Below are 25,064 nucleotides of genomic sequence, written 5' to 3'. Positions count from 1 at the left end.
GTTCACCGGGGAGCGGGCGTGCGCAGGTCGAGGGTCAGGGGGAACTCGCGCCGGAGCTCGTCCGGCGGCGGGCTCACCCGGCCCGGGGTATGGCCGTGCTCCTGGAAGCGGGCGAGGCGCCGCCCCTCCGCCTCGTAGGTGTTGATCGGGAAGGTCTCGTAGTTGCGCCCGCCCGGGTGGGCGACGTGGTAGACGCAGCCGCCGAGCGACCGTCCGCTCCAGGTATCGAGCACGTCGAAGGTGAGCGGCGCGTGGACCGGCAGGGTCGGATGCAGGGCCGAGGCCGGCTGCCACGCCTTGAAGCGCAGGCCCGCCACCGCCTCGCCCGATCGGCCGGTATCGGTCATCGGCAGGCGCCGCCCGTTGCAGGTGACGACGTGCCGGCTCGGCACGTAGCCCGACACCTTGACCTGCAGCCGCTCGACCGAGGAATCGACGTAGCGCACCGTCCCGCCGATCGCGCCCTCCTCGCCGAGCACGTGCCAGGGTTCGAGGGCCTGGCGCAGCTCCAGCTTCACGCCGCCGCGCTCGACCTCGCCGTAGCGCGGGAAGCGGAACTCGGCCTGCGCCTCGTACCAGGCCGGATCGAAGGCGTAGCCGGCGCGGCCGAGGTCGCCGAGGACCGCGGAGAAGTCCTCCCACAGGAAGTGGGGCAGCATGAAGCGGTCGTGGAGCGTCGTGCCCCACCGCACGAACCCGCCCTCCTGCGGCTCGCGCCACAGCCACGCGACGAGGCCGCGCAGGAGCACCTGCTGGGCGAGGCTCATCCGCGCCTCCGGCGGCATCTCGAACGAACGGAATTCGAGCAGGCCGAGCCGCCCGGTCGGGCCGTCCGGCGAGTAGAGCTTGTCGATGCAGATCTCGGACCGGTGGGTGTTGCCGGTCACGTCGGTGAGGATGTTGCGGAAGAGCCGGTCGACGAGCCAGAGCGGCACGTCCGGCCCGCCGGGAGGCGGCACCTGAGCGAGCGCGATTTCGAGCTCGTAGAGCCCGTCGTGGCGCGCCTCGTCCATCCGCGGCGCCTGGCTGGTCGGGCCGACATAGAGCCCCGAGAACAGGTAGGACAGGGACGGGTGGCGCTGCCAGTACAGCACCAGGCTCTTGAGAAGGTCGGGCCGGCGCAGGAACGGCGAATCCGCCGGGGTCGCGCCGCCAAGCACGACGTGGTTGCCGCCCCCCGTCCCGGTATGGCGCCCGTCGATCATGAATTTCTGCGCGCCGAGCCGGGTCTGGCGGGCATCGGCATAGAGGCCGGTGGTGATCTCGACCGCCTCGCGCCAGGTCTTGGCCGGTTGGACGTTGACCTCGATCACGCCGGGATCGGGCGTGACCTTGACCACCGACAGGCGCGGATCGTAGGGCGGCTCGTAGCCCTCGATGTGGAGCGGCTGGCCGATCTCGGCCGCCGCCGCCTCCAGGAGGCCGAGCAGCTCCAGATACTCGTCCACCCGCTCGATCGGCGGCATGAACACGCACAGCACCCCGTCCCGCGGCTCGACGGCGAGCGCCGTGCGCACCGCGATGCCGGCCGGGGCGGGCTTGCGCTGTGGCGCCTTGGCGGCACCGGGGGCGAGGGGGCCACGCTGCTCCAGCGGGTCCTGCGGCACGTAGTAGGGATAGGAGTTCGGCGGCACGTAGGGCAGCGAGGCGAGCGGCAGGCGGAAGCCCGCCGGCGAATCGCCGGGCACGAGGTAGATCGCGCCGCGCTTGAGCGTCCACGGCTCGGACACCCACTGCCGGGCCGGGCCGACCGCGACGTTGGCGAGAGGCAGCACGTAGCCGGTCGCCTTGTCGAGCCCGCGGGTGAAGACCCGCACCATGCGCGCCTGGGATTCCGCATCGCCGACCTTCGGGTCGAGCGGCGTGACGTTGACCGGCAGCTCCGCCGCCTTGCGCTCCCAATGTTCGGGATCCTCGAAGAGCGGCTGGATGTAGGGCTCCAGATCGAGCCGCCGGGCGAGGCCGCGCATCAGCGCCTCGGCTTCCGCGATCCCGGCGTCGCGCGGGCCGGTCTCGGAGGCGACGAGGGCGGGATCGCGCCAGACCGGCTCGCCGTCCTTGCGCCAGTAGAGGCCGAAGGCCCAGCGCGGCAGGCTCTCGCCCGGATACCACTTGCCCTGGCCGTAATGCAGGAAGCCGCCGGGGCCGAAGCGCTCGCGCAGGCGGCGGATCAGCTGGTCGGCCAGCCCGCGCTTGGTCGGCCCGACCGCGGCGGCGTTCCATTCGGGCGATTCGAAATCGTCGACCGACACGAAGGTCGGCTCGCCGCCCATGGTCAGGCGCACGTCCTGCTCGGCGAGGTCGCGGTCGATGCGCTCGCCCAGCGCGTCGAGCGCCCCCCAGGCCTCGTCCGAGAACGGCTTCGTGACGCGGGGCGCCTCGGCGACCCGGGTGACCTGCATGGAGAAGTCGAACGTGACCTCGGCCGGTTCGGCGAGGCCGGAGATCGGCGCCGCCGACCGGTAATGCGGGGTCGCCGCGAGGGGGATGTGGCCCTCGCCGCACAGCAGCCCCGAGGTGGCGTCGAGCCCGATCCAGCCGGCGCCCGGCACATAGACCTCGGCCCAGGCGTGGAGGTCGGTGAAGTCGGTGGTGGTGCCGGCCGGCCCGTCCACCGCGGTGGTGTCGGGGACGAGCTGGAGCAGGTAGCCGGAGACGAAGCGGGCGGCGAGCCCCAAGCGCCGCAGCACCTGGACCAGCAGCCAGGCCGAGTCGCGGCACGAGCCGCTGCCCTTCCGGAGCGTCTCCGCCGGGGTCTGCACCCCCGGCTCCATCCGCACGACGTAATTCACCGTGTCCCGCACGAGGGCGTTCAGCGCCACCAGGAACTGCACGGTGCTCGGCTCGGCCGGCAGCCGGGCCATCAGGGCCTCGATCTCCGATCCCCCGTCCTCGACGGCGAGGTAGGGAGCAAGCTCGGCCTTCAGGTCGTCCGGATAGGCGAAGGGCCGGGTCTGGGCGTAATCCTCGACGAAGAAGTCGAACGGGTTGATCACCGACATGTCGGCGACGAGATCGACCTCGATCCGGAACTGCGTCGTCTTCTCGGGAAAGACCAGCCGGGCGAGCCAGTTGCCGTTGGGATCCTGCTGCCAGTTCACGAAGTGGTTGGCGGGCGTGACCTTGAGGGCGTAACTCTCGATCCGGGTACGGGTATGCGGCGCCGGGCGTAGGCGGATCACCTGCGGCCCGAGGGCGATCGGCCGGTCGTAGGTGTAGGACGTGACGTGGTGCAAGGCGGCCTTGATCGACACGACGACTCCGAACCTTCTGCTGCGTTTCAGGGGTGAGCCCGCCGGCCTCTCGTGCGGTCGATGCGGTTCTACACCTTGGCCGGGCCGGCGTCAGCCGGGACGTCGACGACTCGAGCCCGCATCGTGTGCCTTTGCGTCACCATGCGGCCCGTCCCGGGTGGCCGGGCGAAATAAAATTAGGCAAGTCCCGTGCCGCTGCCGAGGGAACCGCGGGCGGGTATCGCCCCTTGGTGCAGGCAGGTCCCGCTTCCGCCCCGGGCGCCTGCCCGGACGCCGCGATGAAGATCTTCCAGTGCCAAGCCTGCGCGCAGCCGGCCCATTTCGAGTCCGATGCCTGCGAGAGCTGCGCGTGCCGCCTCGGCTACGACCCCGACCTCGCCGACATGACGGCGGTTCTGCCGGCCGGTTCGCACTGGCGCGGCCTCGCCGATCCGCGCCGCACGTATCGCCCCTGCGCCAACCGCGAGTCCGGCGGCTGCAACTGGCTGGTGCCGGCGGGCGCGCCCGAGGCCTACTGCCTCGCCTGCCGCCACAACCGGGTGGTGCCGGACCTGTCGATCCTCTGGAACCGGACCCGCTGGCGCGAGGTCGAGGCGGCCAAGCGCCGGCTGTTCTACGCCATGCTGCGCCTGCGCCTGCCGCTCGTCTCCCGGCGCGAGGACCCGGCCGGCATCGCCTTCGACTTCCTGGTCGACCCGGCCGAATCCTACCTGATCGGCCCGCCGGTGCTCACCGGGCACGATAACGGCCTCATCACCCTCAACATCGCCGAGGCCGACGACGTCGAGCGCGAGCGCCGGCGCACCCAGTTCGGCGAGCATTACCGCACGCTTCTCGGGCATTTTCGCCACGAGATCGGGCATTATTTCTGGAACGTGCTGGTCCGGGCCGATCCCTGCCTCGACGCGTTCCGGACGGTGTTCGGCGACGAGCGGGCCGATTACGGCGCCGCCCTCCAGCGCCACTACGCCCACGGACCGGACGAGGGCTGGCAGGAGACCTTCGTGTCGGCCTACGCCACCTCCCATCCGTGGGAGGACTTCGCCGAGACCTGGGCCCACTACATGCACATCGTCGACACGCTCGAGACCGCGAGCCAGTTCGGCGTCCGGGTGCAGCCCAAGCTCCAGGCGGGCCCCGCGCTCCACGCGCCGATCACGCTCTCGGCCAAGGTCGATTTCGACCCCTATCGCAGCCCGGATTTCGGCCGGCTGATCGAGGCGTGGCTGCCGCTGACCTTCGCGATGAACTCGCTCAACCGCAGCATGGGCCAGCCCGACCTGTACCCGTTCCGGATGACGCCGGCGGTGATCGGGAAGCTCTCCTTCGTGCACGACCGCATCTATGCCCGCACCGACGCGCCGGAGGCCGAGGCCGGGACGCTGCGGGCGGTGATCGCGGGCCTGCGCCACCCGGTGGCGGCGCCGCGGTCGACGTGAGGACATCGTCGAGCGAATTGCCCGTCGGAGAGCGAGACGGGTTCGGCCCGTTCCACCCTCCCGCCTGATCCCGGGATGGGAGGGCGGGCTGGCCCCGTGCCCCCGTCACGGCGTCGCGAAGACGAACACGACCTTGATGCGGCCGGTGCGATCGCGATCCCGCATCCTGATCGACGTTCCGTCGGCCCTGATGCGGACCTGCAGGGTCGCCGCGTCGCGCCAGACCGCCGGCGGCGAGGCCGGCGCGTCCGGCCGATCGCCGTCGGGAAGGGCCGAGCAATCGCCGACGAACACGTCGTCGGCGGCGTCCGGGTCTTCGGAGGCGTCCGGACCGCCCCGGACCACGGCGACGCTCGACGTGCGGTAGGGCGAGATCGCGCCACCGCAGACCCGCGTCGCCACGACCGCGTTCATCGTCGCATCGGGAGACGGATACACGTGGCGCTGCACGTCGCCCGAGGGCGGCAGGAGGCCGGCCAGTCCGGCGATGCAGGCCGCAAGACCGGCCCCGACCACGACCGTCGCCGCGCCGATCACGCACAGGATCGTCCGCACGATCGGCCAGCCCCGCATCGCCCTCTTCCTCGATCCGATCGCCGGCAGGCTGCCGCCGCATGAACAGACTCTGAAAAATCCGCCTGCCGGCAAGTCGAATCGCGCGTCCCGGTCCCGGCGGGCCGGACCTGCCTGCCTCACCGCGGGCACAAAGGCACTTCAGATGAAGGCCACTCGCCGGACGGCATCTCTCACCTTCCGTCAGCCTTCGGCCGCAAGCTTAGCTGTGGCGAGGTCGCAACACCCCGAAAGCATCCCAGGTTTGCCCCAGACCGCACTTTGCTCCGCCGCGTTCCCGCCATAAACCGACGGCACCTCAACGGCCACGTTAAACGACTGTCCCCACAGTGATTTATCGCGGTGTTTCCGGGTCCCCGGGGATCGCGGGCGGCGCTGGCGGATTGATCCGGCAACGGGTCCGTTTCGCGTGAGCCGTCCCAGGGCGGTGCAGGGAGTGGGACCGGGGAAAAACCGGCCTTTCAAGAAACCACGGGTACGGGACAGGGCCATGGACGCGCGTCACACCACCGACAAATCGAAGCTGCCCAGCCGCTACGTGACCGAGGGTCCCGAGCGGGCGCCGCACCGGTCGTACCTGTACGCCATGGGTCTGACCCGCGAGCAGATCCACCAGCCGCTGATCGGCGTGGCCTCGTGCTGGAACGAGGCGGCGCCCTGCAACATCTCGCTGATGCGCCAGGCGCAGGCGGTGAAGAAGGGCGTGGCCTCGGCCGGCGGCACCCCGCGCGAGTTCTGCACCATCACGGTCACCGACGGCATCGCCATGGGGCATCGCGGCATGCGCGCCTCGCTGCCGTCCCGCGAGGTGATCGCCGATTCGGTGGAACTCACCATGCGCGGCCACGCCTACGACGCGCTCGTGGGCCTCGCCGGCTGCGACAAGTCCCTGCCCGGCATGATGATGGCGATGGTGCGCCTCAACGTGCCCTCCGTCTTCATCTACGGCGGCTCGATCCTGCCCGGCACCTTCCGGGGCCAGCCGGTGACCATCCAGGACCTGTTCGAGGCGGTCGGCAAGCACTCGGTCGGCACGATGAGCGACGACGACCTCGACGAGCTGGAGCAGGTCGCCTGCCCCTCCGCCGGGGCCTGCGGCGCGCAGTTCACCGCCAACACCATGGCGACCGTCTCCGAGGCGATCGGCCTCGCCCTGCCCTACTCGGCCGGCGCGCCCGCCCCCTACGAGATCCGCGACCGGTTCTGCGCCACCGCGGGCGAGATGGTGATGGAGCTTCTCGCCAAGAACATCCGGCCGCGCGACATCGTCACCCGCAAGGCGCTGGAGAACGCCGCGACCGTGGTGGCGGCCTCCGGCGGCTCGACCAACGCGGCGCTCCACCTGCCGGCGATCGCCCATGAATGCGGCATCAGCTTCGACCTGTTCGACGTCGCCGAGATCTTCAAGCGCACCCCCTACATCGCCGACCTGAAGCCCGGCGGGCGCTACGTCGCCAAGGACCTGTTCGAGGTCGGCGGCATCCCGCTCCTGATGAAGACGCTGCTCGACGGCGGCTTCCTGCACGGCGACTGCCTGACCGTCACCGGCCGCACCATCGCCGAGAACCTCGCCAAGGTGGCCTGGAACGCCCAGCAGGACGTGGTTCGCCCGTCCAGCCAGCCGATCACCGCTACCGGCGGCGTCGTCGGGCTCAAGGGCAACCTGGCGCCGGAGGGCGCGATCGTGAAGGTCGCCGGCATGCCGCCGGAGAAGCAGACCTTCGCCGGCCCGGCCCGCGTCTTCGACAACGAGGAGGCCTGCTTCGAGGCGGTGAAGAACCGCCAGTACAAGGAGGGCGAGGTCCTGGTGATCCGCTACGAGGGCCCGCGCGGCGGCCCCGGCATGCGCGAGATGCTGGCGACCACCGCCGCGCTCTACGGCCAGGGCATGGGCGACAAGGTGGCGCTCATCACCGACGGGCGCTTCTCGGGCGCCACCCGCGGCTTCTGCATCGGCCATGTCGGGCCCGAGGCGGCGGTGGGCGGCCCGATCGGCCTCCTCGAGGACGGCGACCTCATCCGCATCGATGCGATCCAGGGCACGCTCTCGGTCGACCTGACGGATGACGAGCTCGCCCGGCGCCACGCGGCCTGGCAGCCGCGGGCCAACGATTCGACCTCGGGCTACCTGTGGAAGTACGCGCAGACCGTCGGCCCGGCGGTGACCGGCGCGGTCACGCATCCGGGCGGGGCCCAGGAGACGCTCTCCTATGCGGATATCTGAGGCCGGCCTGCCCTCCCGGGCGGGCCGCCGGTTCCTCCTCGCGCTCCTCGGCCTGACCATGGCCGGGGCAGGCCCCACCGCGGCGCTCGACGCCGCGGTGCGGACCCCGGTGCCCGCGGCCACGGGCTACCGCAACGCCCGCGAGGCGATGCGGACGGGCATGCGCGACTACAATGCCGGCGACAAGGAGGGCGCCGCCCGCGCCCTCGAATACGCCGCCGGCCAGGGCCACGCCCTGGCCCTGTGGAAGCTCGGCCGCATGTACGCGGAGGGAGACGGCGTCCCGCACGACGACCTCAAGGCGTTCGAGTTCTTCTCGAAGATCGCCGACGAGAACGCCGACGAGGGCCCGGAGGCGCCGAATGCCGGCGTGGTGGCGAGCGCCTTCACGGCGCTGGGCCGCTACTTCCTCGACGGGATCAAGGGCTCCTACGTGCGCCCGAACGTCGAGCGCGCCTACGACATGTTCAACTACGCGGCGACCTATTACGGCGACCCGAACGCGCAGTACAACCTCGCCCGGCTCTATCTCGACGGCACCGGCGTGACCCAGGACCCGCGCCAGGCGGCGCGCTGGTTCAACCTCGCCGCCGAGAAGGGCCATCCGGCCGCGCAGGCGCTGCTCGGCCAGCTCCTCATCAACGGGCAGGGCGTCACGGTGCAGCGCGCCCGGGGCCTCGCCTGGCTGACGCTCGCCCGCGACGCGGCGGAGGGGCCGAAGGACCAGTGGATCGTCACCCTGCAGGAACAGGCGATGGCCGCCGCCAACGAGCGCGACCGGGCCGAAGCCCAATCCCAGGTCGACGGCTTCTACCGCCGCAGCGCCAAAGGGCGCTGAGGGACTCGGGGCGCTGAGGGGATCGGGGCGCTGGACGAGGGGACGGTCGCCCGCCCCCTCCCTCCTCAGCCTTGCCGGGCCGCGATCGCGGCCTGGAACGACGGGCGTTCCAGGATGCCCTTGATGTAGGCCGCGAGGCGCGGCCAGCGTCCGGCATCGACCGCCTCGCCGGCGAGGTGGAAGTTGTGGAAGCCCGTCGCGACCGAGATGTCGGCCAGGCCGAAGGCGCCGCCGACCAGATAGGGCCCGTCGATCACCCCCTCGAGATAATCGAACAGCCGCGGCAGTTCCTCGCCCATGCACTTGGCCACCACGGCCTCGTCGCAGGGCTGGTTCATCATCTTCGGCCGCATCACCCGCTGCACGAACGGCTTGATCAGCACCGGGAACAGCTCGGTATCGCCGAACTCGTCGAACCAGATCGTCCGGCCGAGATCCTTTGCCTCCGTCGCCAGCAGGGCCGGCGCCGGGTGCTTGCGCTCCAGGTAATGAATGATCGCCGAGGAATCGGCGAGGCGGAACTCCCCGTCCTCCAGGGCCGGGATCTTGCCGAACGGGCTGGCGGCCCGGAAGCGCGGATCGGGATCGTGGAAGCGCAGTGGCACGTGCTGGGCCTCGATGCCCTTCTCGGCGAGGACGACGAGCACCTTGCGGACGAACGGCGACAGGCTGGTGCCGTAGAGTTTCATCGGGTTGTTCTCCCTTGAGGCCGTCAGGCCGGCGTGGCGGATATCGTACAGGACCGGCCGGTTGACACCCCTCCCCGCCTGGAAACCGGAGACCCCTGCGCCCATACTCCGCCACGGCCGTTCCCGGCCCGGGGAGGGCGATCCGTGGACGATACCTTCGAACTGCGCGAGCGCCTGTCCCGCGCCTGGCGGGCGGTGTTCGACAATGCCGTCGAGGCGGGCAGCCCGCCCGCCGCGGTGGTGGAGACGATGACGGCGGTCGCCCATGCGCGCTTCGCCGAGTTGTTCGGCACCTCCGCTGCCGCGAGCTACCTCGCCCTGCTGGCCGAGCAGATGCGCGACGTCGACCATGGCGAGGCCGAGAGCCTGATCCGCGGTGAGGCGCCGGGGCCGGCGCCGTTCGACGAGACGGTGATGGCGATGGACCCGTCCTGGATCGAGCGCGATCCGGTGTGAGACGCGGGCGCCGACGTGCGCCGGCGCACATCGCAAGTCGCACCCAGAGGAACGGGTACCGTCGCGGAGGGTTCTGGCTGCGGATCACATCATCTGCTTGCGAATGCCGCCATGATCGTCAGGTCTTCTCTCGCCGTGATTGCCTGGACCGCGTTCTGCTTCGCCGCTCAGCCTCACAGGGAACAGGCGACGCCGCAGGATCCGGTGCTGCTCTCGGGCATCGAAGCCGACCTCGCCAGCCGGACATGCGACGGCGTCCGGATCGACGCCGAGCATTTCCGGGCCTTCTCGTCCCGGGCCCAGCTCAATCACGCCGACTTCTTCCAGAAGCCCCGCTCCGTGCGCCTCCAGGCCGCCCTCGACGACCTGGATGCGCGGTTCAAGCGCGACCGGCCGGGAGCCTGCGCGGCGATCTGGGTGGCGTACGGGCCGGGGAGTGCGTTGCAGTTGCTGCGGCGGGCGTGAGGTCTGCCGGACCATATCGCGATCCCGACATCCTCCGCGACATTCCAGGCTCCGCATTCGCGGCCCCGGGGGACCCCTGCGTGGCATGAACGCGGAGGACTGCACGATATCATAGGGGCATAAAAGAAAGCCCGGCCTCCCGGCCGGGCTCCCCGCATCCAGCAACCCCGATGCGCTCAGGCGCTGGCCTGGATCCAGCGGGCCAGATCGCCCTTCGGGGCGGCGCCCACCTTCTGGCCGGCGAGCTGGCCGCCCTTGAACAGCATCAGGGTCGGGATCGAGCGGATGCCGTACTGGGAGGCGATGCCCGGGTTCTCGTCGACATTGACCTTGGCGATCTTCACCCGGCCGTTCATCTCGGTGGAGATTTCCTCCAGGGCCGGGCCGATGGCGCGGCAGGGGCCGCACCACTCGGCCCAGAAATCCACCACCACGGGCTCGGCCGATTGCAGCACGTCCTGCTCGAAGCTCGCGTCGGTCACCTTCACGGTCGCCATCGCTGGAAATCCTTCTCGTCCTGAAAGCCGGTCAACGGTGCGGACCGGCCCGCGTGAGGGGGAAGGTAAGAACCGGGAGGGAGCCGATCAAGCGCAACGGCCAAGTCATCCCCGCTCTCATCCATGCTCTCTCGCGCCGTCCCTGCATGGCCCGTGCGATCGCGCACCCCGGTTCACGCCGGCGTGTTCATGCCAGCGTATCGAGGGCGGCGGCGCAATCCAGCGGGGTCAAGCGGCGCATCACCGGCCCGGCGGTCCAGACCAGGAGCGGCACCAGGGTGCGGCCCGGATAGATCTGTTCGAGGAGGCGGGCGTAGAGCGCAACCTGCGCCGCCTGGCCCCGCGGCGTCGGGGCGCCGTCCCGGGGCGGGCGGCCGGTCTTGAAGTCGACGAGCCAGATCGCCGTCTCGGTGACCGCGATCCGGTCGACCCGGCCATGCACCGGGCGCATCACCCCGTCGACCGGAATGCTGCCGGCCAGCGTCACCTCGGCCCGGGCCTCCGGCCCGAACAGGACCGCGAGGTCGGGGTCGGCGAGGAGCCGCAGGGCCTCCGCGGCGATGGCCGCGCGCCTGTCCGGATCGAGGCCCGGGGCGCGGGCGGCGACGAAGGCCTCCGCGGCACCGGCGCGCCGCTCGGGCGCAAGGCCGGGCAGGTGCTCGAGCAGGGCGTGGACCAGCACGCCGCGGCGGCGCGCCGCCGGGTCGCTGGAGCGGGCATCCGAGCGGCGCGGCTCGTCGGCGGCGCCGAGGCCGGAGGGACGCAAGGGCGGCAGCGGCTCGGCCTCCGGCGTCACCGCCCGGTGCAGCCAGTCCGGCACCGCCTCGGGCTCCGGGACACCCTCGGGCGTCGCCGGGGCCTCCGGCAGGGCGGCGCCCTCGCGCCAGCTCTCCGCCGGGCCGTAGGGCATCTCGGCGATCTCGACGCCGCCGAACTGCTTGACCAGGCCGCGGCGGATCATCTCGCACCAGGCCGCCGCCGGGGTCTCCTTGTCGTTGCCGGAATAGGGCGCGATCACCAGCCGGTCCTTGGCCCGGGTCATGGCGACGTAGAGCAGGCGGTTGTGCTCCTCGCCGGCCTTGGCGTGGAGCGCGTCGCGGGCGGCCGCGACGCCCGCGCTGTCATGCGCCTTGGCGCTCGACCAGACCGGGACGGTACTGCCGTCCTCGAGCCGCATCGGGATCAGGGCCGGGTCGCGGCCCAGGGCGTCGCAGCCGTCGAGCACCAGCACCAGCGGCGCCTCCAGCCCCTTGGCGCCGTGCACCGTCATCACCCGCACCTCGTCGCGGGCGGAATCGAGATCGCGCTTCACCGTGTGGCCGCCGGCATCGCGCCCGCCGCTCGGGGCGTAGCGGGCGAGGAAGCCGGTGAGCGAAGGCGCGTCGGGCCCGGCCTCGGCCTGAGCCGCCGCCGTGAGGAACACGTCGATGGCGTCGCCCGCCTCGCCGCCGAGGCGCTGCACCAGGAGCGCCCGGCCGCCGAGAGGCCCGAGCAGTTCGGCGTAGAAGCCGAACGGCCCGTGCGTCCGGGCAAGCGCCATCCAGCTGTCGAGCGCGCCGGCGCCGCGCCGGGCGGCCGGGTCGCCGGCCTCGGCCCGGCGGCGCAGCGCCGTCACCAGCGCCTCGTCCGGGTCGCGGCCGGACGCGATGGCGACGAGGTCGTCGTCGGTGAGGCCGACGAGCGGCGTCTTGAGCGCGGTGGCAAGCGTCAGGTCGTCCTGCGGCAGGAGCGCGGCGCGCCCGGCGGCGACCAGATCGAGCACCGCGATGTGGGCGGCGATGTCGAGGCGGTCCTGGCCGGCGACCGGCACGCCCTCGGCCTTCAGCGCCCGGATCACGCCCTCGAAGGCGGCCGAGCGCTTGCGCACCAGGATCAAGACCTCGCCCGGCCGCCAGACCCGGCCGGTATCGTCGCCTTGCGTGGTCCAGAGCCGCACCGCCCGCGCCACCCGGCGCGCGGTGACGAGGGCGGGCGCGCCGGCCTCGATCGCATCGACCGGATGGGTCCAGGCGTCGGGCTCCTCCTCGGCGCTCGGCCGCTCGACCGGCCACAGCTCGATCTGGCCCGGCGCCCGCACCCGGGCGGTGGAATGTACGGTGCCGATGGCGGTGTCGCCGAAGGACAGCCCGCGATAATGCTCCTCGAGCGCGAAGGTGGCGTCCACCGCCCGCAGGACGCCGATGGCGGAGCGGAACGACAGGGTAAGGCCGACATCGGCGAAGGGCATCCCGGCCCCTTCCGCGTCGCGCCGCCAGGCTCGCCGCGTGGTCTCGAACTCCTCGGGCGCGGCGCCCTGGAAGCTGTAGATCGACTGCTTGGGGTCGCCGACGGCGAAGCGGGTGCGGGCGAGGCCGGCGCCCGCCTCGCGGGCCCCCTCCCCGGCGCAGAAATCCTCGGTGATCCGGCGCAGGATCTCCCATTGCTGCGGGTTGGTGTCCTGCGCCTCGTCGATCAGCACGTGGTCGACGCCGCGGTCGAGCTTGTACAGCACCCAGGCCGAATCGACCCGGGTCAGCAGGTCCAGGGTCTTGTGGATCAGGTCGTCGAAGTCGAGGGCGCCGAGGCGCGCCTTCTGCGCCTCCATCCGGCGGTGGATCTCGGCCGCCAGGGTGAACAGGGCCTCGGTGCGGGAATGGGCCCGGGCGGCCTTGAGGCGGTCGCGCAAGGCGCCGAGCCGCGCCTGCTCGGCGAGCAGCGCCTCCTTCACGTCCGCCGGCACCGCCTTGGTGCCGAGGGAGGCGGCGGCGTAAGCGTCGCCCTCGCCCTCGTCCTTGAAGAACGCCGCCAGCGTCAGCGTCAGCCGGGCCGGCCCGGTGGCGCTGGCCGCGAGCGCCAGCGCGTCGGCGCGCTTCTCGTCGGTGGCTTTCCCCGTGCGCAGGGCCGCGCTCAAGCCGGCAAGGTCGGGCCCGCCGTCGAGCATCCGGGCCTCGATCGCGCTCAAGCTCTCGTCGGGCGCGAGGCCGAGTGCGGTCCGCAGGGCATCGAGGCGGGCCGGCACCCCGTCGGGATGGCCGATCAGGCCGCGGTTCTGCACCGCCGCCACCATCGCCCGGCGCAGGGCCTCGCCCGCCGCCTCGGGGGCGACCAGGCTCAGCGCCTCGGCCAGCTCCGGGTGGCGGGTGTCGACCGCATCGGCGAGGACGTTGTCGATCGTGCGGTCGATCGCCTCGCGGGTCTGGGCCTCGTCCAGCACCACGAAGCGGGCCGGCACGTTGGCCTCGAACGGGACGAGGTGCAGCAGCCGCTCGCAGAGGGCGTGCAGGGTCTCGATCTTGAGCCCGCCCGGCGTCTCGACCGCCCGCGCGAAGAGACGGCGGGCGCGCCGCAGGGTGGCCCCGTCCGGTGCCTCGCCCTCGAGGGCGGTCAGCTCGGCGCGCAAATCCGCCTCGTCGAGGGTGACCCAGCGGCCGAGCCGCTCGAACACCCGGATCGCCATGTTGGCGGCGGCGGCCTTGGTGAAGGTGAGGCAGAGGATCTTGGCCGGTGCGGCGCCGTGCAGCAGCAGGCGCACCACCCGGTCGGTGAGCACCTTGGTCTTGCCCGCCCCGGCATTGGCCGACACCCAGGCCGACGCCCGCGGATCCGCCGCCCGCCGCTGCGCGTCCTGCGTCAGGCCGTCGACGACGAAACCCTCGATGCCCATCCGTCCTCCCGATCACGCGCCAGAATGCTGGGCTCGCACCGAAGGAAGCGTTGCCTCAAGGGCGCCCGGGGGGTGGTGCACAGGGTTTTCGCGGGGCGTGGCGGCGGGGGCACAGGGTCGTTCCCCGGATCTCGCCGGCCCGACGAGGCGCACGGGCCGACCCCTCCCCCTCGTGGGGGGGAGGGGTCGACCGGCAAGGGTCAGGCCCTCATACGCTTTCCGACCGATTGCTTTGCAATGCGGACAGCAGCTTCGCTCAGGCGCCGCGCGGGCTGGTGATACGACATCCGGACGTCATCGTCCGGATGTCGTATCACTCCTCCCCCTCGACCAGCGACCATTCCCTGACCCGCGCCAGATGGTCGTAATCCGAGTAGGCCTTGGCGTATTTCGGATAGGGCCGCGACAGGTAGGACGCCTCCCCGGCCATGAACGCGCCGACGAGCCGGCGCAAGCCGGCGACATGGGCCTCGACCAGCTCGGGCAGCGTTCGCCCGTCGTTCCGCGGCGGCTTGAGCGGGATCGGGTCGAGGGGCGTCTTGCCGCCGCTCGCCCGGATGTAGAGGAGGTCGGGCGTCTCCTCGACGGGCCCGAGCCCCTTGAAGGCGCCGGCGCGCAGCATCGCGGCCTCGAGCGTCAGCTGGGGCGAGAAGCCGGCGAAGACCTCGCGGGCGCTCGGGGGCTGGCCGGTCTTGAAGTCGATGATCGTGTGGCCGCCGTCCCGACGGGTCTCGATCCGGTCGGCGCGGGCGCGCAAGGTGAGCACGTGGCCGCCCGGGATGTCGAGGGCCCAGCGCCCGCCGGTCTCCGGGTGAACGCGGCGCAGGCCGGGCCGGCGCTCGGCCTCCCAGGCCAGGAACGCCTCGGCCAGGCGTACGAAGCGCGGCCACCACTCGGCGTAGAGCTCCGGATAGGCGTCCGAAATCGGCGCGAAGGCGTTGGCGGCGAGCGCGTAGAGGACCTGTTCGGCCTCGTCGAGGGAGGGCAGGCCTTCCGGGAAGCGCTCGGCGAAGCCGCCGAGCACGTCGTGGACGATGGTGCCGCGGTCGCTGGCGCTCGGCTGCACCGCCACCGGTTCGAGGGCGTCGAGGCCGAGCACGTGGCGGGCGAAGATCCCGTAGGGATCGCGCACCAGGGTCTCGATCTCGGTGACGCTGAGCGAGCGCGGAAACAGGCCGGGATCGGGCCGCGGCGCCGGGCGGCGCAGGCGCGGCGGCACGGGAGCCGTGCCGGCATCGATCACGGCGGCGAGCGCCCGGAACCGCTGTCCGCCCGTCACGAGATCCGTCCAGGCCTCCTCGCCCGCGAAGGCGCGCAGGCGCTGCAGGAAGCGCGACGGCACGGTCGGCGCGCCCTCGCGCTTATGCGCCCGGGTGACGATCGCGTCCGGGCAGCCGAGGGCCTGGACGAAGTCGTGCGCGGTCTGTCCGAGGCGGCGCTCCGGCGGGGCCAAGCCGACGCGGCCGCGCATCGGCCGGTTGAGGAAGGCGTCGGTCTCGGCCTTGGGCGGCCACACTCCCTCGTCGAGGCCGCCGAGCACCACCCGGTCGACGGTGAGGAGCCGCGCCTCGAGCAGGCCGAGGATGCGCAGGCGCGGATGCGGGCTGTCGTTGCGCCGCGACACCACCCGCTCGCGGGCCAGCGCGGTGAAGAAGGCCGGATAGTCCGAGAAGCGGCCGGCGAGCAGGCCGGGCTCCGCCATCTCCATGTCGTCGAACAGGGCATCGAGCACCGCCACGGAGGCGTCGGGTCCGGCATCGCGCTCCGGCTCGTCCTCCTCCGGGCCCTCCATCAGGAGGTCGCAGGCGGCGCGGTGGGTCTTCGCGATGGCGATCAGGTCGCCGGGGGCGTCGTCCTCGTCGGCGGCGAAATCGCGAAACGCCAGGGAGAGGCGCAGCAGCAGGTCCTCCGCCGCGTCCCAATCCCCCGCGGTGAGGCGCCGGCGCGGGCGCGGATCGTGCGGGCGCTCCTCGGTGCGGGCGAGCGCCAAGGCCTCCTCGATGCCGGCGAACCCCTTGGCCGGGGCGGGACCGCGCAGGCACCCGATCTCCAGCGCGCTCGCCGCCCGCTCCACCTCCGCGCGCGGGAGGCCGAGGCGCACCAGCGGGTGGGCGAGGAGCGCCAGCACCCGCTCGGGCCTGGCGTCGAGCGCCGCGACGTCGGCGGCGAGGCGCGCCAGCCGCCCGGCCGGGCTGCGCGCCAGGGGCTCACCGGCGGAATCGTCGGCGACGATGCCCCAGCGGCGCAGCTCGGCGGCGACCCGGAGCGCCAGGGCGCGATCCGGGGTGATGAGGGCGGCCGTGCGGTCGGGCCGCTCCAGCGCCTCGCGCAACGCGACCGCGATCGCCAGCGCCTCCTCGCGCTCGTCGGCGGCCTCGACCACCCGGATGCCGGCGGCGCCGTCGCGGGCGAGCGCCTGGCGAAGGCCCGCGTCGAGATCGGCCCAGGCATCGGTGGTCTCGGCCGGCCGCAGGGCCTGGGAGAGCAGGCCGGCCCGGGCCGCGGCGGCGGGAGTCGGGCTGCCGAGGGGGACGATGTCGGCCCGGTCGAGGGCGAGGAAGCCTTGTCCCACCAGGCGGTGCAGCACCGCCTGCGGGTGGGCATGGGCCGCCGCCTCACCGTCGCCGGCGGGGTCGATGGCGCTCCAGCCGGCGGCGTCGAGGTCGCGGTCGAGGCCGGGCAGCACCACGGCCCCGCGGGGCAACCGCGCGATCGCCGTGATGAGCCGGGCGGTGGCGGGCACCGAGCCGGTCGAGCCGGCGACGATCACCGGGTCGGCCGGGCGCTCGCGGGTGAGGCGGGCGGCCTCCGCCAGCACCAGGGCGCGGCCGCGCTCGACCGGGTCGGCGACGCCGCGCGCGGCCAGGATCTTCGGCCAGTGCTCGGCGGCGATGCGCACGAAATCGAGGGTGAGCGAGAAGTAGCGCGAGTGCTCGGCCTCGACGGCGCCCGCGATGTCGTCCCAGGGCAGGCCCTCGACGGTGAGGCTGTCCATCAGCCCCTCCAGGTCGGCGGCAAGCCCGATCGCGTCGGCCGGCGAGGACGGCACCCGGAACGGGACGTCGTCGCCGAGCGGCAGGAGCTGGCGGTCGACGGTGCCGGCCCAGGCCTGGACGAGGCGCGCGAGGATCAGCCGGCGTTCGAGCGCCGGGATCGGCGGGCGCAGGACCTCGTCGCGGCGCTCGCCCGGGGGGGCGGAGAGAAGGTCGAGCTCGGCCTCGTCGGCCTCGCCGAGCGGCACCATGCGCGGCAGCAAGGCGGCCGGGCCGCATTCCCGGGCGAGGATCGCGGCGAGCGCCCGGGCGGCGCGGCGGGTCGGCAGGTAGAGCGTGACCGCGGCGAGCCCGAACGGCCCTCCGGCCAGGTCGCCGACGAGGCGGCCGGAGAGGAGCGCCTCGGCGAGCGTGTCGAGGAAGGGCGCCCCCGGCGGGATGGTGAAGACGTGACCGGCGCTCATCGGGCGACCTCGCGCAGGAGGTAGCGCACGGTCTTCGCGCCGTCGTGGATCTCGGCCGTGCCGACCGGCGCGAAGCCGAGGGCGGCGTGGAAGGCGTCGGAGCCCGGATTCGGCGGCACGCGGTTGACCTCGCAGGCGATGCGGTCGTGGCCCGCGGCCGCGGCGCGGGCGAACAGGTCCTGGTAGAGCGCCCGGGCGCGCCCGCGGCCGCGCTGCGCCGGGGCGGTCACGATCCGGTCGACGTAGACGAAGCGGGGATAGCGGGCCTGGAACCAGCGGAAGTTGGGGCTGGCGTAAGTCGCGTCCTGGTCGAGGGCGATCAGGAAGGCGGCGAGGCCGTCGGGGCCGGTGATCGCGGTCGCTAGAAAGGCTTGATCGACGAGGGCGCGCAGGGCCGGCTCGTCGAGGGGCGAGGTCTCGGCGGCGTTGCCGGTGTTGAGCGCGAGGACCGCCGAGAGATCGTCGATGGGACGGAGCGAGAAACCGGAGGCCATGCGGGGTCCGTATGATCTATCCGATGGAACGGTGGCGGGATCGGTAGCCATGGTGCCGGCATGCCTACCATCCCTCGCACACCTCCCCTTTCCCGGACGATTGTAGCGTCAGCGGAAGGAGATCCGGGAAAGGGCGAGGCTTGCGAGGATCCGTCGGCGGTAGAGCCCGGCTGGGGTCGTCGTGTCGCAGACCCTGCATCCAGACGAGCTTCGGCACACGACGGGCCTTCCCCTCACGGCTGCGTCGCGCTCGCGCGCACCCGCTCCTCCGCCTCGCGCAGGGCCTCCGGCGTGCCGACATGGAGCCACTGCCCGTCGAGGCGAAGCCCGAACAGGCGCTCGGCCGCGATGGCGCGGTCGAACAGCAGGTTGAGGGAGAACGCGCCGTCCGGCGTGTCGGCGAACAGGTCGGGCTTCAGAATCGCGACGCCGGCATAGACGAAGGGCGAGACCTCGCGCTCGGCCCGGCGCGTCAGGCGCCCCTCCCCGTCCATGTGGAAGTCGCCCGGTCCGTCATAGCCGAGGCTCGTCGCCGCGGAGGCGAGGAGGAGCAGCATGTCCATCCGCTCCGGGTCCCAGGCGGCGACGAGCCGGCCGAGATTCGGCTGCGGCCCTTCGAGCCAGAACGAATCGGAGTTCAGCACCATGAACGGTGCCGGCCCCAGATGCCGGAGCGCCTTCTTCACCCCGCCGCCGGTCTCGAGCAGCGTCTCGCGCTCGTCCGAGATGGTGATGAGCGGAGCGGAGCGGCGGCGCACCAGATGCGCCTCCATCAGGTCGGCGAGGTAGTGCACGTTGACCACCGCCTCCGGGATGCCGGCCTGCGCGATCCGGTCGAGGGCGTAATCGACCAGCGACTTGCCGGCAACCTCGACCAGGGGCTTGGGCGTGGTCGCGGTGATCGGGCGCATGCGCTTGCCGAGCCCCGCGGCCAGCACGAAGGCACGGGTCACGGCGGGCTTTGGGGAATCGGTCATCGGGAGATGTTTCGCGGGCGATGTGGCGGCGGTCAGGAATCGGCGGGACAAAGGCGCGGCAGGTGCTCGGCATACCAGGCCCGCACGCCGGCGAGCGCCGGATGGGCGAGGTTGCGGGCGAGGTAGCCCTCGATGCGCGGCAGGTGGGCGAGATAGCCCGGCTTGCCGTCGCGCCGGTCGAGGCGGGCGAAGATGCCGAGGATCTTGGTGGCGCGCTGCGCCGCCAGCACCGCGTAGGCGCGGGCGAAGCCCTGCATGTCGAACTCGGCGTCGCGCAGACGGCGCTCGCGGGCGTAGAGGCCGAGCAGGCGCAGCTCGAACTCGGCGCTGGCATCGACCCGGGCGTCCTGCAGCAGCGAGGCGACGTCGTAGGCCGGGTGGCCCAGCACCGCGTCCTGGAAGTCGATCACGCCGATCCGCTCGATCCCGTCGCGCTCGGGCAGCCAGATCAGGTTGGGCGAGTGGTAGTCGCGCAGGGTCCAGGTCCGGGCCTCGGCCTCGATCCCGTCGAGCGCCTCGCTCCAGGCGGCGACGAAGGCCGCCCGCGCCGCCGGCGCCAGCGGGCGGTTGGCGACGTACGGCGCGTACCATTCGGGCAGCAATTCGGCCTCGAACAGCAGCGCCTCGCGGTCGTAGAGCGGCAGCTCGTGGTCGCGGCCCTCGGCCACCGGCAGCACCGTCGGCAGGGGCGTGCCGTGCAGGCGCGCCAGCACCTTCACGGCCTCGGCGTAGCGCTCGGGGCGCGGGCCGTTCTGGTCGGTGACCGGCTCGCTGCCGAGGTCCTCGAGGATCAGTAGGCCGGCCTCCAGGTCCTCGCCGAGGATCTTCGGGGCGCTGAGGCCCAGGGCCCGCAGGCCGCGATCCATCGCCACGAAGGCGTGCACGCTCTCGGCGAGATGGACGATGGCGCTGTAGGGCTTGCCGTCCCGCACCGGCGGCCCGTCGGCCTTGGGCGGCGAGATCATCAGCACCGCCTTGGTGCCGTCCGGGTTGACCAGACGCTCGTAGGACCGGCTCGACGCGTCGCCCTGCATGTGGAACCGCTCGGCCTCGCCCCAGCCGGAGCGGTCGAGGAGGACGCGCAGCGCCCGGGCCCGCATCAGACGGCCGCCCAGGCCCCCGCCGCCGATCAGCCGGGCGAGGCGGGCGTCGTCGCCGAATTCGGGCTTGAGGGAGAGGTCGATGGCGAGCGTCGGGCCGTGGCGCGGCGGCAGCCGGTCGGGCCACTCGACGAGGGCAATCGCCCGCTCGGTCATCTCGTCGAAGCCGAGCTCGACGAGTTCGTCGGGCCCGCGCAGCCGATAGAGGTCGGCATGGACCACCGCCTGCCCGGCCCGGCCCTCGTAGGGCTGGATGAGGGTGAAGGTCGGGCTCGGCACCTCGAGATCCGGGTCCCCGACGATCTCGCGGATCACCGCCCTGGCCAGCGTCGTCTTGCCGCCGCCCAATCCGCCGGACAGCGCCACCAGGTCACCGGGCCGCAGGATCTCGGCGAGGAAGCGGCCGAGATCCTCGGTCGCGCTCTCGTCCGGCAGCACGATCTCCCAGGGTGTACGCTCGGCCATGCCCTCCTGGTCCACTCCGCCATCCTCGCTCACGGGCCCGTCCGGGGCTGAAGGCCCCCGTGATAACCCATGAACCTTAACCTTTCGAACCTTGGGCTTTCCCGGATGCAGGCGGGGCCCGCTCCGGAACGGTAACGCGTCCAGGGTGCCGGAATATCCAGGGTCCGTCACCCTCGCTCCGTCACCCGCCGGCACCGAACGCAGTCACACGGCGGCCGCTCGCCGGCTACTCGGCCGCCGCCAGACGGGCCTCCCCGTCGCCGACCGGGAAGGTGCAGGTGACCCGGGTTCCGGCGCCGGGGGAGGACGCGATGTCGATGCGCCCGCCATGCAGCTCGACGAAGGAGCGCACGATCGACAGGCCGAGGCCCACGCCGCGGTGCCGGGTGCCGAGCGTATTGCTCTCGAACCGCTCGAAGACCCGCGCCATCACCTCGGGCGGCATGCCGCGGCCCTGGTCGATCACCTCCAGCACCAGGCTCTCGCCGTCCTTGCGGGCGCAGACCCGCACCTGCTGGCCCGGGGCCGAGAAGCCGACCGCGTTGGAGAGGAGGTTGAACAGGATCTGGCGGACGCGCTTGCCGTCGGCGACGAAGCTGCCGATGTCGGCCGGCACGTCGAGGACGAGAGCAATGTCGGCCTCAGCCAGCCGGTCGCCGATGCCGCGCACCGCCGCCGCGATGGTGGTCTGCACGTCGACCCGCTCCCGCGTCAGTTCCATCGAGCCGGCATCGATCGAGGCGAGGTCGAGGATGTCGTTGATGATGACGAGGAGCGCCGCCGAGGAGCGCATGATGTGGTCGGCGTATTCGCGCTGGCGCGGGTTGAGCGCGCCGACGGTCTCGTCGCCGAGGAGCTCGGTGAAGCCGATGATGTTGGTGAGCGGCGAGCGCAGCTCGTAGGAGACGTGGTGCACGAACTCGTCGCGCAGGCGCGTCGTGCGCTCCAGGGCCTCGTTCTTGTCGGTCAGCGCCCGCTCGACGTTGACGCTCGCCGTCACGTCGATGTGGGTCAGGAGCGTCGCGCCGTCGGGCAGCGGCTCGGCGGCGCAGTCGAGCATGGTGCCGTCGGCGAGCGCCAGCCGGCAGGTGAGGCCGCGGCGGGCATCCACCAGGCCGGTCACCGCCTCGCGGATCCGGGTCCAGGGCTCCTCGGCCGGGCTCAGGGTGCGGCAGACCGCGATCACCTGGTCGATGTGGACCTCCAGCATCTCGGGGCCGATGCGCCAGACCTGGCTGAAGGCGCGGTTGGCGAATTTCAGCCGCCCGTCGGTGCCGAACACCGCCACCGGCTCGCGCAGGGTGTCGAGCGTCTCGCTCTGCACCTGCATCAGCACGTTGTAGCGCGATTCGAGGTGGACCCGCTCGGACACGTCCTCGAAGAGGTAGGTGAGGCCCCCCTGCGGGTTCGGGTCGGCGAGGACGCGCAAGGTCCGCCCGTCGGGCAGGTGCCACCAGGTCTCCTGCGCCTCCACCGCCCGGTAGGCGGCGAGCACCCCGGCCTTCCAGGTGCGGAAATCCGCCTGCTCGGGCAGCTTGCGGGCGTTGCGCAGGGTATCGAGGATCTCGCCGTCGAGGGGCCGGGTCTCCAGGAAGGCGGGATCGAGATCCCAGAGCTGGCGATAGGCGGCGTTGTGGAAGATCAGCTGCTGGCGCGCGTCGAACATCGCGACGGCGGTGGGCAATTGGTCGAGGGTGCGGACGTTGGCGTCCATCTGGCGCTGCAGGTCGGCGCGCACGCTCTCCAGCTCCGAGACGTCCACCGCGATGCCGACCGTGCCGGCCTCGGTCGAGACCTCGGTGACGTCGAGGGTGCGGCGCGCGCCCGCGATCACCGCCGAGACCCGCAGGGGACCGGCGGTGCCGCGGGAGCGGCGGCGATCCGCCTCCTCGCGGGCCTGCCGCTCGAGGAGTTCCGCCCCCTCGCGCACCGCCCGGGCGACGTCGCCGGCCTCGGCCGCCGCGACGTAGGCGGCGTTGGCCCAGGCCAGGCGCCCGTCGCGGCCGCGGCGCCAGACCGGCTGGGGAATCGCGTCGAGGAGGCCGGCGAGTGCCGAGAGGCCGTGGCGGGCCTCGTCGAGGGTGGCGCGCAGCTCGACCAGCTCCCGGCGCTCGCCGGTCAGTTCGCGCAGGCGCAGGAGCGCCTGGCCGCCCACCGCCTGCCCTTGCGCCTCGATGGTACGGCCCTGCAGCGTGTGGACGGTGCGGCGGAAGCGCTCGCCGCGCCCGCGCAGGGATTCGACCGCGGCGTCGAGGGCGGCGGCGTCCTGGGAGACGAGCCAGGCGCCGAAGGCCAGCACCCGGCGGGCCGAACCCGGCCGCGCCCCGTCCGCGGTCATGCCGACATCGCCCTCGATCCGCGGCTCGCCGCGGCTGTCCCAGGTCACGACGACCTGCGGCTCGGAGCCGAGCAGCAGCTCGGCCCGGTCGTGGGCGCCGCGCAGGTCGGCGAGTTCCGCGTTCAACCGGACCTCCCGCCGAGCCCAGCGGGCGCGCTCGCGCAGGTAGAGCAGCGACAGGATGGTGGCAAAGATCGTCAGGCCGATCAGCACCGCGAAGCCGACGGCGTTGTGCGCATGCAGGCCCGGGGCGGTCTCGGCCGCCTGGGCCGCGGCGGCGAGGCCGAGCGCGCCGCCCAGAAAACCGGCGCCCGCGCGGCCGCCGAGGCGCCGAGGCGTTCGTCCTACCCCCATGATCCGTTCGTCTCCACGCAAACCGGCGCGCCGGCCCTCGACCGGACCGGCACGCCTTCGACCTCAACGCCACGCCTCGATGAACGCGGGGGACGGCCCGCGACCGCGGAGCAGGCCCCCTCACCACAGATTCGGCCCGAGTTTAGCGCGCCGTGGAATCCGGCAGGAAGGGGTGAATTGGACGGAGGCGGGCGATGCCGGCGCGGAGCACCGTCAAGAGCACAGAAATGCCACACTCGCGTCAGAACAAAGGTAGAACATTGGCAGCGTGGCCGCACCCACAACCACTGTCACCAAGCGTACACGCAAAAAAGAAGAGCCCGGCCTTCCGGCCGGGCTCCCGATTCCATCACGCCGTGATGGGAATCTTATCAGTAACGGTAGTGGTCGGGCTTGAACGGGCCGGCCTGGCTGACGCCGATATAGGCAGCCTGATCCTCACGCAGCTTGGTCAGCTTGACGCCGATCTTTTCGAGATGCAGCGCCGCGACCTTCTCGTCGAGGGCCTTGGGCAAGGTGTAGACGGACTTCTCGTACTTGCCCGGATTGGTCCAGAGCTCGATCTGGGCCAGGGTCTGGTTGGTGAACGAGGCCGACATCACGAAGGAGGGGTGGCCCATCGCATTGCCGAGGTTCACCAGGCGGCCCTCCGACAGGAGGATGATGCGGTGGCCGTCGGCGAACTCGATCTCGTCGACCTGCGGCTTGATGTTCTGCCACTTCAGGTTCTTGAGACCCGCGACCTGGATCTCGTTGTCGAAGTGGCCGATGTTGCAGACGATCGCCCGGTCCTTCATCGCCCGCATGTGGTCGAGGGTGATGACGTCCTTGTTGCCGGTGGCGGTCACGAAGATGTCGGCGCGGGGCGCGGCATCCTCCATGGTGGTGACCTCGTAGCCTTCCATCGCGGCCTGGAGGGCGCAGATCGGATCGACCTCGGAGACCAGCACCCGGCAGCCGGCATTGCGGAGCGAGGCGGCCGAGCCCTTGCCGACGTCGCCGAAGCCCGCGACCATCGCGACCTTGCCGGCCATCATCACGTCGGTGCCGCGGCGGATGCCGTCGACCAGCGACTCGCGGCAGCCGTAGAGGTTGTCGAACTTCGACTTGGTGACCGCGTCGTTGACGTTGATCGCCGGGAAGAGGAGCTTGCCCTCCTTGGCGAGCAGGTACAGGCGGTGCACGCCGGTGGTGGTCTCCTCCGAGACGCCCTTGATCGACTCGGCGAGGCCGGCGAACCAGCCCTTCGGCTTCTCGGCCAGCATGCGCTTGAGGAGCGCGAAGAAGATCTCCTCCTCCTCGGAGCCCGGCTTGTCGAGGAAGGCGGTGTCGCCCTGCTCGGCGCGCAGGCCGAGATGCACGAACATCGTGGCGTCGCCGCCGTCGTCGAGGATCATGTTCGGCATGCCGCCGTCATGCCACTCGAACAGCTTGGCGGTGTAGTCCCAGTAATCCTTCAGGGTCTCGCCCTTGATGGCGAAGACCGGGATGCCGGCGGCGGCGATCGCGGCGGCGGCGTGGTCCTGGGTCGAGTAGATGTTGCACGACACCCAGCGGATATCGGCGCCGAGAGCCTTGAGCGTCTCGATCAGCACCGCGGTCTGGATGGTCATGTGCAGCGAGCCGGCGATCTTGGCGCCTTTCAGCGGCTGGCTCGCGGCGTATTCCTCGCGCACGGCCATCAGGCCGGGCATCTCGGTCTCGGCGATCGCGATCTCCTTGCGGCCGAAATCGGCCAGCGCGATGTCCTTGACGATGTAGTCGTTCGTGCTCGGCATTGGTCGGTCTCCCGTGTCGGCCG

16 protein-coding genes are annotated in these 25,064 nt (G+C 72.2%); 5 read left to right on the top strand and 11 right to left on the bottom strand.

The genetic code is table 11. The features are described 5' to 3' along the window. Positions 1-2: 2 nt before the first annotated feature. Positions 3-3,254 (bottom strand): DUF2126 domain-containing protein, encoded by a 3,252-nt coding sequence (locus G4G93_RS07090; RefSeq protein WP_165082607.1) that lies wholly within the window; start codon positions 3,252-3,254, stop codon positions 3-5. A gap of 278 nt (positions 3,255-3,532) precedes the next feature. On the opposite strand from G4G93_RS07090, the gene G4G93_RS07085 reads away from it, so the two are divergent. After that, positions 3,533-4,693: a putative zinc-binding metallopeptidase gene (locus G4G93_RS07085; RefSeq protein ID WP_165082605.1), complete on the top strand. Its 1,161-nt coding sequence runs from the start codon at positions 3,533-3,535 to the stop codon at positions 4,691-4,693. A gap of 105 nt (positions 4,694-4,798) precedes the next feature. Here the strand turns inward: G4G93_RS07085 and G4G93_RS07080 are convergent, their stop codons facing one another. Continuing rightward, positions 4,799-5,266 (bottom strand): hypothetical protein, encoded by a 468-nt coding sequence (locus G4G93_RS07080; protein WP_165082603.1) that lies wholly within the window; start codon positions 5,264-5,266, stop codon positions 4,799-4,801. Between the two features lie 490 nt (positions 5,267-5,756). Between G4G93_RS07080 and ilvD the strand changes: the two genes are divergently transcribed. Together ilvD and G4G93_RS07070 are read left to right on the top strand one after the other, a co-directional pair. Next, on the top strand, positions 5,757-7,490 hold the full coding sequence (ilvD, locus tag G4G93_RS07075; protein WP_165082601.1) for a dihydroxy-acid dehydratase: 1,734 nt from the start codon (positions 5,757-5,759) through the stop codon (positions 7,488-7,490). Next, complete coding sequence (locus G4G93_RS07070) at positions 7,477-8,328, top strand: tetratricopeptide repeat protein (protein WP_165082599.1); 852 nt, start codon at positions 7,477-7,479, stop codon at positions 8,326-8,328. The genes ilvD and G4G93_RS07070 overlap by 14 nt, the downstream gene beginning before the upstream one ends. Positions 8,329-8,393: 65 nt before the next feature. Here G4G93_RS07070 and G4G93_RS07065 read toward each other — a convergent pair whose 3' ends face one another. Beyond that, complete coding sequence (locus tag G4G93_RS07065) at positions 8,394-9,017, bottom strand: glutathione S-transferase family protein (RefSeq protein WP_165082597.1); 624 nt, start codon at positions 9,015-9,017, stop codon at positions 8,394-8,396. A 144-nt stretch (positions 9,018-9,161) separates the two neighbouring features. Between G4G93_RS07065 and G4G93_RS07060 the strand changes: the two genes are divergently transcribed. Together G4G93_RS07060 and G4G93_RS07055 are read left to right on the top strand one after the other, a co-directional pair. After that, positions 9,162-9,473 (top strand): hypothetical protein, encoded by a 312-nt coding sequence (locus G4G93_RS07060; RefSeq protein WP_165082595.1) that lies wholly within the window; start codon positions 9,162-9,164, stop codon positions 9,471-9,473. Between the two features lie 111 nt (positions 9,474-9,584). Next, positions 9,585-9,938: a hypothetical protein gene (locus G4G93_RS07055; protein WP_165082593.1), complete on the top strand. Its 354-nt coding sequence runs from the start codon at positions 9,585-9,587 to the stop codon at positions 9,936-9,938. Positions 9,939-10,114: 176 nt separating this feature from the next. Here the strand turns inward: G4G93_RS07055 and trxA are convergent, their stop codons facing one another. The 8 genes from trxA to ahcY form a co-directional block, all read right to left on the bottom strand. Then, positions 10,115-10,435, bottom strand: coding sequence for a thioredoxin (gene trxA, locus G4G93_RS07050; protein ID WP_165082591.1), 321 nt, complete (start codon positions 10,433-10,435; stop codon positions 10,115-10,117). A 187-nt stretch (positions 10,436-10,622) separates the two neighbouring features. Continuing rightward, positions 10,623-14,078 (bottom strand): double-strand break repair helicase AddA, encoded by a 3,456-nt coding sequence (gene addA, locus G4G93_RS07045; protein WP_165082589.1) that lies wholly within the window; start codon positions 14,076-14,078, stop codon positions 10,623-10,625. Positions 14,079-14,391: 313 nt separating this feature from the next. Further along, positions 14,392-17,535: a double-strand break repair protein AddB gene (gene addB / locus G4G93_RS07040; protein WP_165082587.1), complete on the bottom strand. Its 3,144-nt coding sequence runs from the start codon at positions 17,533-17,535 to the stop codon at positions 14,392-14,394. Continuing rightward, positions 17,532-18,029 carry a GNAT family N-acetyltransferase gene (locus G4G93_RS07035; RefSeq protein ID WP_165082585.1) on the bottom strand — a complete coding sequence of 166 codons (498 nt, stop codon included), beginning with the start codon at positions 18,027-18,029 and terminating at the stop codon, positions 17,532-17,534. The genes addB and G4G93_RS07035 overlap by 4 nt, the downstream gene beginning before the upstream one ends. A gap of 233 nt (positions 18,030-18,262) precedes the next feature. Next, positions 18,263-19,006, bottom strand: a complete 744-nt coding sequence (locus G4G93_RS07030) for a nucleotidyltransferase family protein (RefSeq protein ID WP_165082583.1) — start codon at positions 19,004-19,006, stop codon at positions 18,263-18,265. A gap of 32 nt (positions 19,007-19,038) precedes the next feature. Next, on the bottom strand, positions 19,039-20,571 hold the full coding sequence (tsaE, locus tag G4G93_RS07025; RefSeq protein WP_206289582.1) for a tRNA (adenosine(37)-N6)-threonylcarbamoyltransferase complex ATPase subunit type 1 TsaE: 1,533 nt from the start codon (positions 20,569-20,571) through the stop codon (positions 19,039-19,041). Positions 20,572-20,797: 226 nt separating this feature from the next. Further along, positions 20,798-23,263, bottom strand: coding sequence for a PAS domain-containing sensor histidine kinase (locus G4G93_RS07020; protein ID WP_165082572.1), 2,466 nt, complete (start codon positions 23,261-23,263; stop codon positions 20,798-20,800). Positions 23,264-23,634: 371 nt separating this feature from the next. Further along, a complete protein-coding gene (ahcY, locus tag G4G93_RS07015) occupies positions 23,635-25,041 on the bottom strand; it encodes an adenosylhomocysteinase (protein ID WP_165082570.1) in 1,407 nt (468 codons plus the stop codon). Positions 25,042-25,064: the final 23 nt, after the last annotated feature.

Source organism: Methylobacterium sp. DB0501 (genome assembly GCF_011043735.1).
Taxonomy (GTDB): domain Bacteria; phylum Pseudomonadota; class Alphaproteobacteria; order Rhizobiales; family Beijerinckiaceae; genus Methylobacterium; species Methylobacterium alsaeris.
This window is presented reverse-complemented; position numbering and strand designations above follow the sequence as displayed.

Coding starts and splice junctions, on each gene's coding strand:
- G4G93_RS07085 (WP_165082605.1), top strand. CDS start 3,533: ATGAAGATCTTCCAGTGCCAAGCCTGCGCGCAGCCGGCCCATTTCGAG.
- G4G93_RS07080 (WP_165082603.1), bottom strand. CDS start 5,266: ATGCGGGGCTGGCCGATCGTGCGGACGATCCTGTGCGTGATCGGCGCG.
- ilvD (WP_165082601.1), top strand. CDS start 5,757: ATGGACGCGCGTCACACCACCGACAAATCGAAGCTGCCCAGCCGCTAC.
- G4G93_RS07070 (WP_165082599.1), top strand. CDS start 7,477: ATGCGGATATCTGAGGCCGGCCTGCCCTCCCGGGCGGGCCGCCGGTTC.
- G4G93_RS07065 (WP_165082597.1), bottom strand. CDS start 9,017: ATGAAACTCTACGGCACCAGCCTGTCGCCGTTCGTCCGCAAGGTGCTC.
- G4G93_RS07055 (WP_165082593.1), top strand. CDS start 9,585: ATGATCGTCAGGTCTTCTCTCGCCGTGATTGCCTGGACCGCGTTCTGC.
- trxA (WP_165082591.1), bottom strand. CDS start 10,435: ATGGCGACCGTGAAGGTGACCGACGCGAGCTTCGAGCAGGACGTGCTG.
- addA (WP_165082589.1), bottom strand. CDS start 14,078: ATGGGCATCGAGGGTTTCGTCGTCGACGGCCTGACGCAGGACGCGCAG.
- addB (WP_165082587.1), bottom strand. CDS start 17,535: ATGAGCGCCGGTCACGTCTTCACCATCCCGCCGGGGGCGCCCTTCCTC.
- G4G93_RS07035 (WP_165082585.1), bottom strand. CDS start 18,029: ATGGCCTCCGGTTTCTCGCTCCGTCCCATCGACGATCTCTCGGCGGTC.
- G4G93_RS07030 (WP_165082583.1), bottom strand. CDS start 19,006: ATGACCGATTCCCCAAAGCCCGCCGTGACCCGTGCCTTCGTGCTGGCC.
- tsaE (WP_206289582.1), bottom strand. CDS start 20,571: ATGGCCGAGCGTACACCCTGGGAGATCGTGCTGCCGGACGAGAGCGCG.
- G4G93_RS07020 (WP_165082572.1), bottom strand. CDS start 23,263: ATGGGGGTAGGACGAACGCCTCGGCGCCTCGGCGGCCGCGCGGGCGCC.
- ahcY (WP_165082570.1), bottom strand. CDS start 25,041: ATGCCGAGCACGAACGACTACATCGTCAAGGACATCGCGCTGGCCGAT.